Here is a 14,015-nt window from a genome sequence, read left to right as displayed (position 1 = left end):
ATCATATCCTTGGGACCGATAAGGCCTATGTGCCCTTTCTGCTCTCCAAGGGCGTAAACCGCAAGCTGTCGTCAAAAACCTTCTGGAAGTTCTGGTAAGGCGTTTCGCCTGGATGCCCGGCCGTCCCAGAATGCGGGGCTGGGACGGTCGCGTCTCGTCACGTGGTCGCGTTTGCCCCGCCTTGCGCATCCCGCTAGAGTGGGGGCGACGTGACACAAGGATGAGTGGGAGCGGGTATGGGCGGGTGGCGGTGGTTACAGATCCAAGGCGATCCGTCGGTGCGCCACTTCGTGTTCGAGCAGCGACGCGTCGAGAACGCCTTCGACCGGGAGCTCGACCGGGTATTGGCGCGCGTGCGGGTGCTGCTGACTTCGCGCGGCGTGTTTCACGTAAAGATACACTTCTCCACGGGCCAGGTAACCCTCTGGTTTCTGCGGGATCCCTTCACGTACCGCGTCCATCTCATGGACGAGTTCCTGTCGCCCGCGATCTGCAGGCTCTATCCCGCGATTTCTTACCCGAGCCCATCGGCTGCAGTGCCGAAGGCGGCCATCGACGCCATTCTGGCGCAGTTCAAACGGCTGCGGTTTCAGGATCCCCAGGTCTATCTGCGTGCCGGATCCCTCAACATCATGAGCGGGGCCGTGGGCCTGCGATTCTCGTGCGATGGCTCGCATTACCTGGACTTCGCGGAGTTTCTGGCGCGATCCGACGAGATCTGAGGGTGCTCTGCCCAGATGCGGGCCTGGGGACCTTACAGGTCGGGCGGGGCGCGCGGTTATGCACGGCACCCGCAGATCGGGTATCCTTAGGGGCTTATTACACCGACCGCTGCCAGATAAGAGGAACCGGATGTTTAGCGAAAAAAGTTTGAAGGACATCGACCGCCCCTTGTGGGATGCGATGACCAAGGAGCGGACTCGTCAGGAAGATCATCTTGAGCTGATCGCCTCCGAGAACTACGCGAGCCCCCAGGTGATGGCGGCCCAAGGGTCGTGTCTCACGAACAAGTACGCGGAGGGCTACCCTGGGAAGCGCTATTACGGCGGCTGCGAATACGTGGATCAGGTCGAGACCCTGGCCATGGAGCGCGCGCGCGCGCTGTTCGGGGTCGAATACGTCAACGTACAGCCGCATTCGGGGTCGCAGGCCAATGCCGCGACCTATCTGGCGCTCATCAACCCAGGGGATACGATCCTGGGCATGAGTCTTGCGCACGGCGGCCATTTGACCCATGGCGCCAAGGTCAACTTCTCGGGGCGCCTCTTCCATGCCGTGAGCTATGGCGTCGACCCCACGACCGGGCTCATCGATTACGACGAGATCGCGCGACTTGCCCGCGAGCATAAGCCCCGCGTCATCGTGGGCGGCTTCTCGGCCTATTCGCGCGTCATAGACTGGACGCGGTTTCGCGAGATCGCAGACGAGGTGGGCGCCTATCTCTTTGTCGACATGGCGCACGTCGCGGGTCTCGTTGCCACGGGCCTCTACCCGAGCCCTGTGGGCATCGCCGACGTCACCACGTCGACCACCCACAAGACCCTGCGCGGGCCGCGCGGAGGCCTGATCCTGGCACGCCCGAACCCGGAGATCGAAAAGCGGCTGAACAGCCTAATCTTCCCTGGCACCCAGGGCGGCCCGCTCATGCATGTGATCGCCGCCAAGGCGGTCGCCTTCGCGGAGGCCTTGACCCCGGAGTTCCAGACCTATCAGCAGCAGGTCGTGAAGAATGCCCAGGCGATGGCCGACACCCTGATGAGTCGCGGATTCAAGGTCGTCTCCGGCGGTACCGACAACCACTTGATGCTGGTCGACCTGATCGAGCGTCCGGTGACGGGCAAGGAGGCCGAGGAGGCTTTGGGACGCGCCCACATCACGGTCAACAAGAACGCCGTGCCAAACGATCCCCGCTCGCCTTTCGTGACTAGTGGTATCCGTCTGGGCACCCCCGCGATTACCACCCGCGGCCTAGGCGAGCGCGAGACACGGGCCCTGGCGGGCTTCGTGTGCGACATCCTTGAGCGGCCGAGCGACGAGGGCGTGACCGAACGCGTGCGCCGCGAGGTCTCGGATCTCTGTGCGCGCTTCCCGGTCTATAGCGCGGGCATTGTGATCTAAGGCCATGCGCTGCCCATTCTGTTTCGCCGAAGACACCCGAGTGATCGACTCGCGTCTTGCTGACGAGGGGGATGCTGTCCGCAGACGCCGCGAGTGTCTGGCTTGTCGCGAGCGCTTCACGACCTTTGAGCACGCCGAGCTTAGGCTGCCGCAGATTATCAAGAGCGATGGCCGCCGCGAGCCCTTCGCGGAGCCCAAGTTGCGTGCCGGCTTGCAGCGCGCCCTCCAGAAACGGCCGGTCGACGCCGCTCAGATCGACGCCGTGGTCGCCTTCGTGCGGCGTTCGCTCATGGCAAGCGGTGAGCGCGAGGTGGCGAGCCGCCAGATCGGGGAGTGGGTAATGGAGCAGCTGCGCGCGCTCGACAAGGTCGCCTATGTGCGCTTCGCCTCGGTCTATCACAGCTTTCAGGATCTCAATGCCTTCCGCGAGGAGATGGAGCGGCTGGAAGACCAGGAGGTCACGAACCTCACCCCCAAGCCGTGAGCGCAGCCCAAGATAGCGCTCATATGGCGCGCGCCCTGGAACTGGCGTGCGGCGGGATGGCGACCACCGCCCCCAACCCACGCGTGGGCTGCGTCATCGTCCGCGACGGCCGGGTGGTGGGGGAGGGCTTCCATGTGCGGCCCGGTGAGCCGCATGCCGAACGCTTGGCCTTGCAGGAGGCGGGCCCATCGGCGCGTGGGGCGACCGCTTATGTCACCCTCGAACCCTGTTGTCATACCGGTCGGACCCCGCCCTGCACGGACGCCTTGCTCGCCTCCGGGGTGGCGCGCGTGGTGGCAGCCATGGAGGACCCGGACCCACGCGTGGCCGGTGGCGGGCTGGCACGGCTGCGCGCAAGCGGGGTTGCGGTCGAGGCGGGCCTCATGGCCTCCGAGGCCGCCCGGCTGAACCGCGGCTTCGTGTCGCGCGTTACGCGCGGCCGCCCGTTCACGATAGCCAAGGTCGGGGTTTCGCTCGACGGACGCACTGCCCTTTTAAGCGGCGAGAGCCAGTGGATCACAGGACCCGAGGCGCGCGCCGATGTTCAGCGGCTGCGGGCCGTGTCGGGGGCCGTGCTGACGGGTGCAGGCACCGTGCGCGCGGACGATCCGAGGCTCACGGTGCACGTAGGCGCCCTTCGTCAGCCCTTGCGGGTCATCGTCGCCTCGCATCTGGCGCTACCGTCCACCTCCCGCATCTTCTCGCAAGGCGTAGGCGCTGTGGTCCTGACCGCGGTCGATGGCCCCGAGGGCGATGCGCTGCGTGCGGTGGGGGCCGAGGTCGTGGCCGTGGGCGGCAGGCCCGGTCGCGTCGATCTGGCCGCCGCCTTGTCCTACCTGGCGGCGCGGGGCGTGAACGATCTCCTGGTCGAGGCCGGGCCGACACTGCTGGCAAGTCTCCTCGAGGCGCGGCTCATCGACGAACTCGTGGTCTACATGGCGCCCAAGCTCTTGGGTCACGGTCGCCCGCTCGCCGACTTCGCGCTCGCCGCGCTTTCCGAGGCCTCTGTCTGGCGCTATGATGACGCGCGACGCGTAGGCGATGATCTGCGTCTCACATTGACGCCGAAGACCTAGGTGGGCGCGGCCCGACCGCGGTCGCGTGGGCGCGAGAGGGTCTCATGTTCACAGGATTAATCCAGAGCTTAGGCGAAGTGGCGCGGCGTAGCGCGCGCGGCACGGGTGCCAGGCTTACCATCGCAGCCCCCGAACTGGCGCGCGCGCCTTGGACGCTTGGAGAAAGCATCGCGGTCAACGGTGTGTGTCTTACCCTTATCGAGGGCGTGGGGACGGAGTTTTCCGCGGACTTGTCGGCCGAGACCCTGGCGCGCACCGCCTTGGGTGGCTTGCGGCCCGGGCATCCGGTCAATCTCGAACGCGCCCTGAAGATGGGTGAACCACTCGGTGGCCACTTGGTGTCGGGTCATGTCGATGGCGTGGCCACAGTCGCGCGCCTCGAGCGCGAGGGCGAGGGGCGCAGGTTGACGATCGAGATTCCCCACGAGTTGACCCGCTACGTGGCGCACAAGGGGTCCTTGTGCGTGGACGGAGTGAGTCTCACGGTAAACGGCATAGAAGGCGCGCAGGTCCACTTCGCGATCGTACCGCACACCCTGTCGGCGACCACGCTCGGGGCCCTTGCCGCCGGTGACCCGGTCAATATCGAGGTGGATCTGATCGCGCGCTACCTTGAGCGGCTTACTTATCGCATCTAGGCATTACGTGTTACCCCGTTAAGTCTTGAGCAACGGACTATGAACCCCATTCAATGGTAGACGGTTCCACAGATTGGCGGGTTTTTCAGCGACCATAACCGTGGATCACCTCGACCTCACCATCTTTGGCCATTCATCCGCGTTAGTAAGGTCGCGCGGTTTACCTTCAAGAAGAGCAGGGCAGAACGCATGGCAAAAATAGAGGGATTCCGCATTAAGAATTTCCGGGCATTAAGAGATGTAACTCTTGGCCGCCTATGGAATCAGCAGCAATTTGAGCCCCTGAGACCACTGACAGCTGTTATTGGTAAAAACGGCGCGGGCAAAAGTACGTTGTTCGATGCTTTTGGTTTCTTGTCGGATTGTCTTAGGTCAGGTGTCGAAGAGGCGTGTGATGCTCGTGGTCGAGGCGGATTTGAGAAAATACTATCTCAGGGTAATAGTGGGCCACTTGAGTTCGAAGTCTACTATAAAGAGGATCTGCGCGCAAGGCCAATTACCTACGAGCTTTCTATTGAAATGGATGCGTCTGGGAGGCCGTATGTCCTCAAAGAGCGCCTCCGGCAGCGGCGCAAGGGTCAAACGCACGGTCGACCATTTTCGTTTCTCGTTCTTAACGAAGGAAAAGGTGTTGCGTGGAAGGGCGGAAATGAGGGGCGACAAATTGACGAAACGGGTGAGGAGTTCGACCTATTCGGCTTAATGGAGTCGCTAAAATCTGGGAAAGACAGGGAGGAGTCAAGAGAGACAGAGGTCGTGGAGCTTGAGGACCGGCGCAAACTCGGTATTGCCACCCTAGGATCCCTTAAGCAACATCCGAGAATATCATCGTTTCGGCGCTTCATAGAGGGATGGTATCTCAGCTATTTTACGCCGGACGCGGCGCGGAGCCTACCGTTGGCTGGGCCACAGAAACATCTTAACGTACACGCGGATAATCTCAGTAACGTAGTGCAATTCATGGAGCGGGAACACCCGAAGCGGCTTCAGGGCATCCTCGATAGAATCGCGGAGAAGATACCTGGCGTAGAGAAGATAGACACGGAAAAAACGAGAGACGGTAGGTTGTTGCTGCGATTTAACGACAGAGGATTTCAGGATCCCTTTTACGCCCAACAGATGTCGGATGGGACGCTCAAGGTGTTTGCGTACCTACTATTGCTGGAGGATCCGACTCCACCGCCGTTTTTGTGTATAGAAGAGCCGGAGAACGGCTTGTATCACAAGCTCCTTGAGTCTCTGGCAAAAGAGTTCCGGGCGCACGCGACGGGGAAACGGGGCGGGTCTCAAGTGTTCATAACGACGCATCAGCCGTATCTTGTTGACGCCTTAGAGCCGGAGGAGGTGTGGATTCTGGAGAAAGGGCGTGATGGATTTTCCGTGATACGCAGAGCGAGCGACGATGATATTGTTAAAAGTTTGGTAGGGGAGGGGTTACCTCTGGGGGGGCTTTGGTATAGCGATTATTTGGACTCGAGGTAAGGGCATGCATTTTGAGGTCCTTGTGGAAGATAAGTCGGGGAAGAAGGCGCTCGACATTCTCGTTCCAAAGATCGTTGGGGCGGGCCATACGTTTCGCGTGCTTGCTTATAAGGGAATAGGCCACATACCGAAGGATCTTAAAGGGACGGTAGACCCGAAAAAGCGAATGTTGCTCAATGAACTGCCGCGCCTTTTGCGTGGGTATGGTAAGGCTTCTGCGAGCTGCTCGGGCGAATACCGGTGCGGTGTTGTTGTTGTGTGTGATCTGGACGCCAAGTGTTTCAAAGTTTTTCGGAAGGAGCTTTTGGATGTGCTGCATGCATGTAACCCGCAACCGGAAGCAAGGTTTTGTTTTGCAATAGAAGAAGGGGAGGCCTGGCTTCTCGGCGACATACCAGCAGTGAAGACGGCCTATCCAATGGCCAAAGAGGCCGTACTTGACGCGTATGTTAATGATGCCATTTGTGGGACCTGGGAACGGCTGGCAGAGGCAATTCATAGAGGAGGGGCAGCCGCACTATCTGCCGATGGTTGGCAGGCTGTTGGTGCGCGAAAGGCGGAATGGGCCGACGCGATAGCGCCGCATATGGACGTAGAAAATAACGCATCGCCGAGTTTCGCGTACTTTCGTGATAAATTGCGTGAACTTGCGCGGGCGTGACGGCGCTTCGGTGTCTCGGGTGCGTAACCACTCGGTGGCCACTTGGTGTCGGGTCATGTCGATGGCGTGGCCACAGTCGCGCGCCTCGAGCGCGAGGGCGAGGGGCGCAGGTTGACGATCGAGATTCCCCACGAGTTGACCCGCTACGTGGCGCACAAGGGGTCCTTGTGCGTGGACGGAGTGAGTCTCACGGTAAACGGCATAGAAGGCGCGCAGGTCCACTTCGCGATCGTACCGCACACCCTGTCGGCGACCACGCTCGGGGCCCTTGCCGCCGGTGACCCGGTCAATATCGAGGTGGATCTGATCGCGCGCTACCTCGAGCGGCTTATGTACCCCGCCTAGCGGACCACGGTGAATCGCGTCTGCGCGCGCGCGATGAGCAGGGGTGCGCCCTGGCCCCAACGCGCGTAGAGCAGGCTCACGATCTGGTAGCGCCCCGGTGGCGTCTGCGCCGGGATCGGTAGGGTCACGTGCGCCTTGTAAACCCCGCTTGCCGTGAGTTCGTGGCCGATGAAGGCACGGTGATCGGCGACCAACCGGCCATGGGCATAGAAGTCCCGGATTTCGACGATCCGCAAGGGGCCGGGCCCGCGCCGCAGGATGAGCGTCTTGTCGAGCGTGAGCGACCCGCAGGGCCGGCCGCGACGGGGCTCCGCCGTCACCTGGTAATGCAAGACCTGCACCTGTCCGGCGTCGAGGTCACCCAAACGACGTACGCGTGCATAGGCCGTCGACCACGCCGTGCCGACGCGGCAGGCAGCGGTCTGCGCGGGCTTCGAAGGCGGGGGGAGCCGGACGCAGCCGGCCAGTGCCAGGGCGAGACTAACCGCCCCAAGCGTGCGCCAGCGCGGCATAAGCTCCTGGTCTCACGACGACGTCGGCAGTCTTGGGATGGGCCTTGCGCTTGGGCGTCGCGGCGGTCGGCGCGGCCGTGGCGGTGGCCGTCGAGCCCCGCCGGTGCTTGTCGGGGACGCGCATGACGCCATGGGCCATGTGCGTGACCTCGTGGGCGATGTGGGTGACGGGTTTCAAGGCCTCATGGCGATGCGGCCACGCGAGTTTCAGGCCGAGCAGCGTGAGGGCCGTGATAAGCACGAGCACGATACCCGCGCGCGCCCGTCCACTCATCGGCCGCCCCCAGCCCGGGCGCTCATTGAACGCCGGCAACATGGGGTTGATGGACGGTTCCTCGAAGAGGTCCGACAGCTCCGCGGCGGCCAGCGACAGATCCTCGACCAACAAGGGCCCGGTCTTGGCCCGGTCTTCAGGCTCCTCGGTCGGAGGGGTTTGGGGCGGCGCCAGGTTCGCCGGCGCTGGCGCTTCGACTTCGGCGGTGGCGGCCGCTACGCTGGCCGGTGCGAGGCTTGCGGTCACGGCCATGCGTAAGGCGCGGGCCGTGGCATAGCGGCCGAGCAGGGCGCCGCGCGCGATATCGGCGAGCGGTCCGGTCTCGGTTCCCAAGAGTTCTTGCATGAGGCGCCCGACTGCGCGGACGTCGTCGGCCGGCATGGGCGGCGACTCTCCGAGGCTCGTCTGGCGGAAATCCAGAAGCTTGACGCGTTGATCAGTGGTAAGGAAGACGTTGTCGGCGCGGATCGCCCCATGGGCGAGCCCTTGTCCGTGGGCCGCCTCCAACGCGCTCAAGGCCTCTTGCATCCATTTCTGCACATAGGGTTCGGGGAGCGGGCCCACGCGTTCGCGCCGCGCCTTCAAGGTCTCGCCGACCAGGTATTCCAGGATCAGGACCGGGGGCTCCGACCAGAGGCCGTGCAGGGTCACGATGTTCGGGTGGCTGAAGCGCGCCAGAACCCGCCCTTCGGCAATGACCGAGATCGCGCCGCGCGGCGCGGTCTTCAAGGCCACGGGCCGATCGAGGCTCAGGTCCTGCGCCATGTAAACGATGCTGCGCGCGCCGGATGACAGCGTGCTCAAGACTAGGTATGGCCCCAGGGTACGTCCTGGCTCGATCAGCGTGGCGTGCGGTTCATTGCGGCCGGTTCTATGTGGTTCCATCGACTTCCATCCCGTGGTCGGTCATAATTCGGGCCCGGTCAGCTCGCCGGTTGAGTGTCACATTCATGCCCATAAGCCCCATCCCTGAAATCATAGACGAACTTAAAGCGGGTCGGATGGTCGTCATTATGGACGACGCCGACCGCGAAAATGAAGGCGACCTTCTGATGGCCGCCGAGGCGGTCACCCCGGAGGCGATCAACTTCATGGTACGCCATGGGCGCGGCCTCGTCTGTCTGACTTTGACGCCCGAGCGCTGCGAAAGGCTGGGGCTCGAGCCCATGGTCAAGGAGAACGGCTCGCGCTACGCCACGCACTTCACGGCCTCCATCGAGGCCGCCGAGGGTGTGACGACCGGAATCTCCGCCGCCGACCGGGCCGCCACCATACGCGCCGCCATCGCCTCGCGGGCGCGCGCGTCGGATCTTGTAAGCCCAGGTCATATCTTTCCGATCATGGCCCGGCGTGGTGGGGTGCTGGCGCGCGCCGGCCATACCGAGGCCGGGGTCGATCTTGCGCGTTTCGCAGGTTTCGAGCCGTCCGCCGTCATCTGCGAGATCCTAAAAGACGATGGCGAGATGGCCCGCCAGCCCGATCTCGAGCGCTTCGCGGCCGAACATCACCTGAAGATCGGCACTATCGCCGACCTCATTCATTATCGCCTACAACATCACTCCAACGTACACCGCCTGGACGAGCGGTTGATCGAGACGGTCCACGGGTCGTTTCGGCAGGTGGCCTATCATGACGACATCGAGGATCGGCTCCATCTCGCCTTCGTGTGTGGCGAGATCGATGCGCGGCCGGTGCCGGTGCGGGTCCATGTCCAGGAGAGCCTACTGGACCTCTTGGGCGACACGCACACCCCATCATGGACGCTCGCCGACGCCCTGCGCTATGTCGCCTCGGTCGGCCGTGGGGTCGTCGTGGTATTGGATCAGCCGGCCAAGACGGCCGTGACTATGGTGCGCCTGAAGAGTCTCGCGCCGGAGTCCCAGGCGCCGACGGCGCGCGAGATCATGCGCACAGTGGGCCTTGGCAGTCAGATTCTACTGGATCTGGGCGTGCGCAAGATGCAAGTCCTGGGTCACCCGCGCAAGGCGCCGGGTCTCGCCGGGTTCAATCTGGAAGTCGTGGAATATGTGACGCCGACGGCGGGGGGGAGGACATGAAGACAGAGGCGGTGGTCGACGGGTCGCTTATGGCGGGCGAGGGGCGCTTTGGGATCGTGCTGGCGCGCTTCAATGCCTTCGTGGGCGAACGTCTCCTGGAGGGTGCGCTCGACACCCTGCGCCGCCACGGGGCCGCGCCCGAGCGCATCACGGTCGTGCGCGTACCCGGCGCCTTCGAGTTGCCGCTCACAGCACAGGTCATGGCGGAGGCCGGTTCTTACGACGGCATCGTGGCCTTGGGGGCCGTGATCCGGGGGGCCACGCCGCACTTCGATTTCGTGGCCGGCGAGTGCGTGAAGGGGCTTGCGCAGGTCAGTCTCAAGACTGGCGTGCCGGTGGCGCTGGGGGTACTGACCGTCGATACGGTGGCCCAGGCCATCGACCGGTCGGGGGCCAAGGCCGGCAACAAGGGGGCCGAGGCGGCCCTGTCGATCCTGGAAATGGTCGATCTTCTGCGCCGCCTGCGCCCTTCATGAGCGGGCCGCGCTCGCGCGCCCGCGGCCAGGCGCTGCAGGCCCTCTATCAGTGGCAGCTGACAGCCCAGCCGTGGCATGACATTGGCCGATTGTTCCTGCGGGATCCCGAGAGCACAGGCGGTATCGACGAGGCCTATTTCGCGGAACTGATCCGCGAGATACCGCAACACGTGGAGGGGCTCGACGCCCTGCTTGCCCCGCACCTCGATCGGCCGCTGGCCGAGGTCGATCCCGTCGAGCGCGCCATTTTGCGTATTGGCGTCTATGAACTGCGGTCGCACCCCGAGATCGGCCAGCGTATCGTCTTGAACGAGGCGGTGGAGCTCGCCAAGCGCTACGGGGGCGAGGCCGGTCACAAGTTCGTCAACGCCGTGCTCGACCGGGCGGCGAAGGGCTTGCGCGCCCACGAGCGATAGTCGTCGAGTGGACGAATTCGATCTTATAGAGCACTACTTCAAGCGCCCAACGCGTCACGCCGAGGTGGTCTTGGGCGTCGGCGATGACGCCGCCCTCTTGGCCCTGCCGGGCGCGCAGCGGCGCCTCGCCGTGACCACCGATACCTTGATCGAGGGGGTACATTTCGCCCCCGGTGCGTCCGGTTTCGATGTGGGCTACAAAGCGCTGGCGGTGAATGTGAGCGATCTGGCTGCCATGGGCGCCCGGCCGCTCGCCTTCCTCTTGAACCTGAGCATGCCGAAGGCCGATCCGGTGTGGCTTACGGGCTTTCGGGACGGCCTTTTCGCGCTCGCGGACACGGTCGGGCTGGATCTCGTGGGTGGCGACACCGTGCGCGGACCGCTTACCATCACCATCACCGCTTTGGGCACCGTGGCCCCCGGGGAGGCGCTCACGCGCAGCGGGGCGCGCATTGGCGATCGGATTTATGTCTCGGGCTTTTTGGGTGAGGCGGCGGTCGGCTTTCTGGCGCGCTCCGGGCGGCTTTCGCTGCCGCCCGAGTTCCAGGCGTCGGTGCTCGCGCGGCTCGACCGCCCACTCCCGCGGATCGAGGAAGGGCAGGCCTTGATCGGGATCGCGTCGGCTGCGATCGACATCTCCGATGGCCTCATCGCGGACCTCGGTCATATCCTGCAGGCAAGCGGGGTGGGCGCCGAGCTCGATTTGCGGCGCTTGCCTTTATCTGACGTCTATGACGGCGCCTTCGCGACCGTGGGCTACGACCCGGCCCTTGTCTTCGGCGACGACTACGAGCTCTGTTTCACGGTCCCCCCCGAACGCGTCCCGGCCTTGGCGGGGATCGCACCGCGTTTTGCCTGCGGCTTTCATGACATCGGCGCCATCGTCGCAGGCACGGGGCTCGTGGTGCGCGATGGCGAGGGCCTTTATGTCCCCGCGCGCGCCGGTTATAACCATTTCGATGGCTAAGGGCGCTTGGGCGGTATGGGTGGCGACCGGCTTCGGGGCCGGGCGCGCCCCGCGCGCGCCTGGCACGGCAGGTTCGCTGCTTGCGCTCGCGCTGTGGTGGCCGGCCGGCCTCTGGGGTCTTGGGCCCTATGCGGTGCTGCTCGCGATTGTCATAGGCGTCGGGGTGCCGATCACGGCTTGTGCCGCGCGGGCGCTTGGGCGTCGCGACCCGCCCATGGTGGTCTGGGACGAGATCGCGGGGATGGGGGTGGCGCTCTTCGCGGTCCCCCACCAGATCCTCGGGTTCGCGGCGGCCTTTGGGCTCTTTCGTCTGTTCGATATCGTAAAGCCCTTCCCGATCGCTCGCCTGGAGGCGCTCCCCGGCGGTTATGGCATTATGGCGGACGACGTGTTGGCGGGGGTCTACGCCGCGCTCTTGGTTCAGGGGGGGTTATGGTGGACGGGGGGCATGCTGCACTGATCCAGGATTTGGCGGCGGCCGTGGGTGCGCATCTGGTGGCCGCGGGGCTCAAGGTGACGGTCGCCGAGTCCTGTACCGGGGGCTTGCTGGCCGCCGCTCTGACTGACATCCCGGGGAGTTCCGCGTGGTTTGAGGCGGGGTTTGTGACCTATGCACCGCGCGCCAAGCATGCCGTGCTTGGGGTCCCGTGGGAGCGCCTCGCTCAAGCGACCATCGTTAGCGCGCCGACTGCGATCGCCATGGCGCGCGGGGCCCTCGGGCGGGGCGGAGCCGAGGTTGCGGTGGGGGTCACGGGCTTCGCCGGCCCCACGGGGGGCACCGCGGCGTGTCCGGTGGGGACGGTGGCCATCGGCTGGGTGACGGCGCGGGGCGAGCAGGCCCAGGTCTGCCATTTCTCGGGGGATAGGGGGGCCGTGCGCGCGCAGGCGGTGGCGGCCGCCCTGGCCGGACTGAAGGACCGTCTGGACCAGGATTTCCCTCGCTAGGTCCCGGGCGTCCTTTGTGGAATAATCGCCCCCTTGCGCGTACTCGCGGGGGTAGTTCATGGACGTCAATAAGAGCAAGGCCTTGAGCGCGGCGCTCGGCCAGATCGAAAAACAGTTTGGGAAGGGCTCGGTCATGCGCTTGGGTGACGCGGGCGACGCCCCGCCGGTCGCGGCGGTGCCGACCGGCTCGCTTGGGCTCGACATCGCCCTAGGCATAGGCGGATTGCCACGGGGGCGGGTGGTGGAGATCTATGGCCCGGAGTCCTCGGGCAAGACGACCCTGACCTTGCACATCATAGCGCAGGCGCAGAAAGCCGGAGGGATCGCGGCCTTCATCGACGCCGAGCATGCCCTCGACCCGAGCTACGCCAAACGTCTCGGGGTGAACGTCGACGATCTGCTCGTGTCGCAGCCCGACTCGGGTGAGCAGGCCCTCGAGATCACCGATATGCTGGTGCGTTCGGGCGGCGTCGATGTGGTGGTGGTGGATTCGGTGGCGGCCTTGACGCCCAAGGCCGAGATCGAAGGCGAGATGGGCGATTCCCACGTCGGTCTGCAGGCGCGCCTCATGTCGCAGGCCTTGCGTAAGCTGACGGGCAACATTAAGCGCTCGAATACGCTCGTGATCTTCATCAACCAGATTCGCATGAAGATCGGGGTGATGTTCGGCAATCCCGAGACTACAACCGGCGGCAATGCCTTGAAGTTCTACGCCTCGGTGCGCCTAGATATCCGCCGCATCGGCGCCATCAAGCGCGGCGAGGAGGTGGTGGGCAGCCAGACGCGGGTCAAGGTCGTGAAGAACAAGATCGCGCCCCCCTTTCGGCAATGCGAGTTCGACATCTTCTATGATCAAGGGATCTCGAAAGAGGGTGAGCTGATCGAGTTTGGGGTGGTCGCCAACCTGGTCGAGAAGTCCGGGGCTTGGTACTCCTACGGGGGCGAGCGCATAGGGCAGGGTAAGGAGAATGCGCGCCAACATCTGCGCGACAACCCGGCGATCGCCGCCGACCTCGAGGCCAAGCTACGCGCCTCGTTCGCGGCGCATCCGACGGTGCTCATGGAAGAGGATCCGGCGCTCGACGGGGAGGGTGATATCTGAGCTCTGATCACGAGAGCCCGCGCAGCTATGCGCTCGGTCTGCTCGCGCGGCGCGACTACAGCCGGCGAGAGCTCGCCGAGCGTCTCTGCCGGCGTGGCTATGATCGCGATCAGGCCCTTGCCACGGTCGAAGATCTCGCGTCGGGCCGCGCGGTCTCCGATGAGCGTTATGCCGAGGAGCGGGTCCGGGGACGCGCTGCCCAAGGGGTGGGGCCGCTGAGGATCATGGTGGAGTTGAAGGCCCGTGGTGTGCCGCCCGAGATCATCGCGGCGGCGCTCGCCTCCGCGGAGGGTTCATGGGGCGAACGCGCGGTGGCCGCCCGCGCCAAGCGGTTCGGGGGCGAGCCCCCGCGGGATCGCGAGGAGCGGGCGCGACAGGCGCGTTTCTTGCAAACGAGAGGTTTTCGCCATGAAGATATCATGTACGCGGTGATGAGCCGCGCGGATAACGATGACCTATAGA

18 protein-coding genes are annotated in these 14,015 nt (G+C 64.5%); 16 read left to right on the top strand and 2 right to left on the bottom strand.

The window, feature by feature from the left end; translation table 11 throughout:
- The first annotated feature begins 236 nt into the window (after positions 1-236).
- The 8 genes from ACYCTF_RS10050 to ACYCTF_RS10015 all read left to right on the top strand — a co-directional run bounded on the left by ACYCTF_RS10050 (position 237) and on the right by ACYCTF_RS10015 (position 6,804).
- Complete coding sequence (locus tag ACYCTF_RS10050) at positions 237-722, top strand: hypothetical protein (protein WP_461266455.1); 486 nt, start codon at positions 237-239, stop codon at positions 720-722.
- Positions 723-852: 130 nt separating this feature from the next.
- Positions 853-2,118: a serine hydroxymethyltransferase gene (gene glyA / locus ACYCTF_RS10045; protein ID WP_461266453.1), complete on the top strand. Its 1,266-nt coding sequence runs from the start codon at positions 853-855 to the stop codon at positions 2,116-2,118.
- A 4-nt stretch (positions 2,119-2,122) separates the two neighbouring features.
- Positions 2,123-2,602 (top strand): transcriptional regulator NrdR, encoded by a 480-nt coding sequence (nrdR, locus tag ACYCTF_RS10040; RefSeq protein ID WP_461266451.1) that lies wholly within the window; start codon positions 2,123-2,125, stop codon positions 2,600-2,602.
- Positions 2,599-3,678, top strand: coding sequence for a bifunctional diaminohydroxyphosphoribosylaminopyrimidine deaminase/5-amino-6-(5-phosphoribosylamino)uracil reductase RibD (gene ribD / locus ACYCTF_RS10035; protein ID WP_461284016.1), 1,080 nt, complete (start codon positions 2,599-2,601; stop codon positions 3,676-3,678). The genes nrdR and ribD overlap by 4 nt, the downstream gene beginning before the upstream one ends.
- A 44-nt stretch (positions 3,679-3,722) precedes the next feature.
- A complete protein-coding gene (locus ACYCTF_RS10030) occupies positions 3,723-4,316 on the top strand; it encodes a riboflavin synthase (RefSeq protein ID WP_461284015.1) in 594 nt (197 codons plus the stop codon).
- Between the two features lie 189 nt (positions 4,317-4,505).
- Positions 4,506-5,798, top strand: coding sequence for an AAA family ATPase (locus ACYCTF_RS10025; protein WP_461284014.1), 1,293 nt, complete (start codon positions 4,506-4,508; stop codon positions 5,796-5,798).
- Between the two features lie 4 nt (positions 5,799-5,802).
- Positions 5,803-6,459, top strand: a complete 657-nt coding sequence (locus ACYCTF_RS10020; protein WP_461284013.1) for a hypothetical protein — start codon at positions 5,803-5,805, stop codon at positions 6,457-6,459.
- A 45-nt stretch (positions 6,460-6,504) separates the two neighbouring features.
- A complete protein-coding gene (locus ACYCTF_RS10015; RefSeq protein WP_461284012.1) occupies positions 6,505-6,804 on the top strand; it encodes a riboflavin synthase in 300 nt (99 codons plus the stop codon).
- On the opposite strand, the gene ACYCTF_RS10010 is transcribed toward ACYCTF_RS10015, so the two are convergent.
- Together ACYCTF_RS10010 and ACYCTF_RS10005 are read right to left on the bottom strand one after the other, a co-directional pair.
- Positions 6,801-7,316: a hypothetical protein gene (locus tag ACYCTF_RS10010; protein WP_461284011.1), complete on the bottom strand. Its 516-nt coding sequence runs from the start codon at positions 7,314-7,316 to the stop codon at positions 6,801-6,803. The genes ACYCTF_RS10015 and ACYCTF_RS10010 overlap by 4 nt on opposite strands.
- A complete protein-coding gene (locus ACYCTF_RS10005; RefSeq protein ID WP_461284010.1) occupies positions 7,285-8,475 on the bottom strand; it encodes a protein kinase domain-containing protein in 1,191 nt (396 codons plus the stop codon). Before ACYCTF_RS10005 ends, ACYCTF_RS10010 begins: the two co-directional genes overlap by 32 nt.
- 65 nt (positions 8,476-8,540) lie before the next feature.
- Between ACYCTF_RS10005 and ribBA the strand changes: the two genes are divergently transcribed.
- From ribBA to ACYCTF_RS09965, 8 genes are read left to right on the top strand one after another with little or no spacing between them, the layout of a single operon-like run.
- Entirely contained in the window at positions 8,541-9,647 is a 1,107-nt protein-coding gene (gene ribBA / locus ACYCTF_RS10000; RefSeq protein ID WP_461284009.1) for a bifunctional 3,4-dihydroxy-2-butanone-4-phosphate synthase/GTP cyclohydrolase II, read from the top strand.
- The gene (ribH, locus tag ACYCTF_RS09995) at positions 9,644-10,123 is read left to right on the top strand and encodes a 6,7-dimethyl-8-ribityllumazine synthase (protein ID WP_461284008.1); all 480 of its coding nucleotides are present in this window, start codon (positions 9,644-9,646) and stop codon (positions 10,121-10,123) included. Before ribBA ends, ribH begins: the two co-directional genes overlap by 4 nt.
- Positions 10,120-10,539, top strand: coding sequence for a transcription antitermination factor NusB (gene nusB, locus ACYCTF_RS09990; protein ID WP_461284007.1), 420 nt, complete (start codon positions 10,120-10,122; stop codon positions 10,537-10,539). Before ribH ends, nusB begins: the two co-directional genes overlap by 4 nt.
- A 7-nt stretch (positions 10,540-10,546) precedes the next feature.
- A complete protein-coding gene (thiL, locus tag ACYCTF_RS09985) occupies positions 10,547-11,506 on the top strand; it encodes a thiamine-phosphate kinase (protein ID WP_461284006.1) in 960 nt (319 codons plus the stop codon).
- Positions 11,499-11,966, top strand: a complete 468-nt coding sequence (locus ACYCTF_RS09980) for a phosphatidylglycerophosphatase A family protein (RefSeq protein WP_461284005.1) — start codon at positions 11,499-11,501, stop codon at positions 11,964-11,966. The genes thiL and ACYCTF_RS09980 overlap by 8 nt, the downstream gene beginning before the upstream one ends.
- Positions 11,939-12,451, top strand: a complete 513-nt coding sequence (locus ACYCTF_RS09975) for a CinA family protein (protein ID WP_461284004.1) — start codon at positions 11,939-11,941, stop codon at positions 12,449-12,451. The genes ACYCTF_RS09980 and ACYCTF_RS09975 overlap by 28 nt, the downstream gene beginning before the upstream one ends.
- A gap of 58 nt (positions 12,452-12,509) precedes the next feature.
- Positions 12,510-13,553 (top strand): recombinase RecA, encoded by a 1,044-nt coding sequence (recA, locus tag ACYCTF_RS09970; protein WP_461284003.1) that lies wholly within the window; start codon positions 12,510-12,512, stop codon positions 13,551-13,553.
- Complete coding sequence (locus ACYCTF_RS09965) at positions 13,550-14,014, top strand: regulatory protein RecX (RefSeq protein ID WP_461284017.1); 465 nt, start codon at positions 13,550-13,552, stop codon at positions 14,012-14,014. The genes recA and ACYCTF_RS09965 overlap by 4 nt, the downstream gene beginning before the upstream one ends.
- Position 14,015 lies beyond the last annotated feature (1 nt).

The organism is Acidiferrobacter sp. (assembly GCF_054609335.1).
This window is presented reverse-complemented; position numbering and strand designations above follow the sequence as displayed.

What these genes read in the sequence shown, in the direction of transcription:
- ACYCTF_RS10050 (WP_461266455.1), top strand. Translation starts at nt 237, where the DNA reads ATGGGCGGGTGGCGGTGGTTACAGATCCAAGGCGATCCGTCGGTGCGC.
- glyA (WP_461266453.1), top strand. Translation starts at nt 853, where the DNA reads ATGTTTAGCGAAAAAAGTTTGAAGGACATCGACCGCCCCTTGTGGGAT.
- nrdR (WP_461266451.1), top strand. Translation starts at nt 2,123, where the DNA reads ATGCGCTGCCCATTCTGTTTCGCCGAAGACACCCGAGTGATCGACTCG.
- ACYCTF_RS10030 (WP_461284015.1), top strand. Translation starts at nt 3,723, where the DNA reads ATGTTCACAGGATTAATCCAGAGCTTAGGCGAAGTGGCGCGGCGTAGC.
- ACYCTF_RS10025 (WP_461284014.1), top strand. Translation starts at nt 4,506, where the DNA reads ATGGCAAAAATAGAGGGATTCCGCATTAAGAATTTCCGGGCATTAAGA.
- ACYCTF_RS10020 (WP_461284013.1), top strand. Translation starts at nt 5,803, where the DNA reads ATGCATTTTGAGGTCCTTGTGGAAGATAAGTCGGGGAAGAAGGCGCTC.
- ACYCTF_RS10010 (WP_461284011.1), bottom strand. Translation starts at nt 7,316, where the DNA reads ATGCCGCGCTGGCGCACGCTTGGGGCGGTTAGTCTCGCCCTGGCACTG.
- ACYCTF_RS10005 (WP_461284010.1), bottom strand. Translation starts at nt 8,475, where the DNA reads ATGGAACCACATAGAACCGGCCGCAATGAACCGCACGCCACGCTGATC.
- ribBA (WP_461284009.1), top strand. Translation starts at nt 8,541, where the DNA reads ATGCCCATAAGCCCCATCCCTGAAATCATAGACGAACTTAAAGCGGGT.
- ribH (WP_461284008.1), top strand. Translation starts at nt 9,644, where the DNA reads ATGAAGACAGAGGCGGTGGTCGACGGGTCGCTTATGGCGGGCGAGGGG.
- nusB (WP_461284007.1), top strand. Translation starts at nt 10,120, where the DNA reads ATGAGCGGGCCGCGCTCGCGCGCCCGCGGCCAGGCGCTGCAGGCCCTC.
- ACYCTF_RS09980 (WP_461284005.1), top strand. Translation starts at nt 11,499, where the DNA reads ATGGCTAAGGGCGCTTGGGCGGTATGGGTGGCGACCGGCTTCGGGGCC.
- ACYCTF_RS09975 (WP_461284004.1), top strand. Translation starts at nt 11,939, where the DNA reads ATGGTGGACGGGGGGCATGCTGCACTGATCCAGGATTTGGCGGCGGCC.
- recA (WP_461284003.1), top strand. Translation starts at nt 12,510, where the DNA reads ATGGACGTCAATAAGAGCAAGGCCTTGAGCGCGGCGCTCGGCCAGATC.